This window comes from Bacillus cereus group sp. Bc010 (assembly GCF_027716745.1).
GTDB classification, from domain to species: domain Bacteria; phylum Bacillota; class Bacilli; order Bacillales; family Bacillaceae_G; genus Bacillus_A; species Bacillus_A pacificus.
Window position 1 is genome coordinate 1 of sequence record NZ_JAQFUY010000091.1, and the last position, 2,187, is coordinate 2,187.

Sequence of the window (2,187 nt, forward strand, 5' to 3'; positions counted from 1 at the left end):
TGTCAACAACGATTCAAATTTCCCCAATTTCAACGAAATGAAATTCCCCATTATGAACGGCTAAATCGTTGTTTGGGCAGGATAAATTCCTGCTTTTTTCTTTTCTCGCAAACGGTAGGAGTCACCCTTGATGTTAAATGTAATCGCATGATGTAAGAGGCGATCCAAGATAGCCGTTGCCAATACATCGTCACCAAAAACTTTTCCCCATTCAAGGTACGATTTATTAGATGTTAAAATCATTGCTCCTTGTTCGTATCGCTTTGAAACAACCTGGAAGAAAACATTGGCGGTTAGTTCATCAAAAGGAAAATAACCTACTTCATCTACAATTAACACGTCTGGACGACTCCAACGATTTACGAGTCGCTGGAGTGTCCCTTTATCATTGGCCTTGCGGCACTGAGCCACTAAGTCGTCGGCCGACAAAAATAGGGCTGTATATCCTTGGGTAATCGCTTCAATCGCAAAGGAGACGGCTAAATGAGTTTTTCCTACACCCGGAGGACCCAGTAATATGCGATTTTCCCCATTGGCAATAAAGCGACATGTTAAGGTTTCCTTGACCCTTTTCTCGCTCAGACTTGGTTGAAATGTAAAGTCAAAATCATGAATCGTTTTGGTGTAAGGCAGCTTTGCCCGTTTCATTCGCTTTTCTAGTTGATCAGAATCTTGTTGCTCCGTTTCATGCAAAACGATAGTGTGAAGAAACTCAGAATATGATACATTATCCTTAGAAGCGTCTTCTAGTAAACTATCAAGTTGGTTGGCTGTATGATGCCAGCCGAGCTTCTTTAAACGCTCCAATAAGAGTTCGTTCATCATACAGACTCACCTTCTTCCAGTGCTGCGTAAGCAGCGAGAGGGCGTTTTTCCACATTTGGAGATGGGGTATGAGAGTGAAGACCGTCGGTCGCCAAATCTTCAACGTTCTTCGCTTTCTGCCCTTTTTCTTTTGTATGTAGCCCATCATAGTGTTCCATTCGGATATGAGTAGTTGCTTTTCCTGTAAGAACCGGATGTTTTGCGATACATTCACGTTCATCGTAAATCTCTAAATGATGATCGAGTGTTTCTTTAATCTTAACCATTTGTCCAGCGTAACGGTAAGGAACTGAATACCTTTTTCCGCGGTACGACACCACACAGTCCCGACTGACTTCTCTGGTTTCCCAATGTGAAGTGGGAAACAGAGGCTTCACTCCCCATATCTGCAGGAACTTCTGTTCCTGCTCAAATCGTTGAAATGGTGACTCATTAGTAGTCTGATTGGTTTTCTTGTTAGCTATCTGATCCAACCATGTACGTACGGCTTCATTTAATGCATGTAAAGTTGGTTCGTGTTTTCGCTGAAAGAAGTTATCTTTCAAATACTTAATGGTTCTTTCTACTTTCCCCTTTGTTTGCGGACGTTTAGGACGACAGGCTTTTGGCACAATCCCATAGTAGGCTAAGAAATCCTCAAACTTGCGATTGAAACGAATCTCTACAGGACTATGCTTGATTACAACGGTTTTCATATTATCATAGAGAATTTGTTCTGGTACCCCATTAAAGTAAGAAAAAGCATTCATATGACACTTCATGAGGGTTTCGAGATTCATGTTGGTTGTAAACTCTACGTACTTCATTCGGGAATAACCTAATATCATCACAAATGCATAAATGTCTTGCAGATTGCCATTCACTAAGTATTTTCCCACGTACGCCCAATCCATTTGGGCTTGTTTCCCTGGTGGTGTTTCAAACCGTAAGGTTGCCTGTTTCTTTGGCTGTTGACGAAGAGGACGAACAAAGTCTCTTAAAATTGTCATCTTCCCCTCGTAACCCATCGTTTGAATTTCCTCTAACAGTACGACACAGTTGGTTGTTCCTTCTTTGACTCGTTGAAGGATGTAGGACTTATAGGGTTCGAGCTTACTCTCTTTCTGCTGCTCGCTTGCCTTACGTTCCGGCAACTGATTGCTTTTTAGATATTTGCTGATCGTTTTACGATCGAAGCCTGTTGCTTCTGCAATGGCTGTTTTCGTCCACCCTTTCTGAAATAACTCTCTAATCATAAAAAACTCCCCAATCTTCAGCACCGTTTCTTCACTCCATCTTTGATGTTTGTTTCGAAACGATTATCTGTTATTTTTGGGGAATTTAAAACCGTTGTTATTGGGTATTTTACAATCGTTGATTACA

At 41.4% G+C, this 2,187-nt stretch carries 2 protein-coding genes; both read right to left on the reverse strand.

Annotated features, from left to right (window positions below; translation table 11 throughout):
• Positions 1–60: 60 nt before the first annotated feature.
• Entirely contained in the window at positions 61–825 is a 765-nt protein-coding gene (istB, locus tag PDQ68_RS28470) for an IS21-like element helper ATPase IstB (RefSeq protein ID WP_000980839.1), read from the reverse strand.
• Positions 822–2,084 (reverse strand): IS21 family transposase, encoded by a 1,263-nt coding sequence (gene istA / locus PDQ68_RS28475; RefSeq protein WP_002073783.1) that lies wholly within the window; start codon positions 2,082–2,084, stop codon positions 822–824. The genes istB and istA overlap by 4 nt, the downstream gene beginning before the upstream one ends.
• Positions 2,085–2,187: the final 103 nt, after the last annotated feature.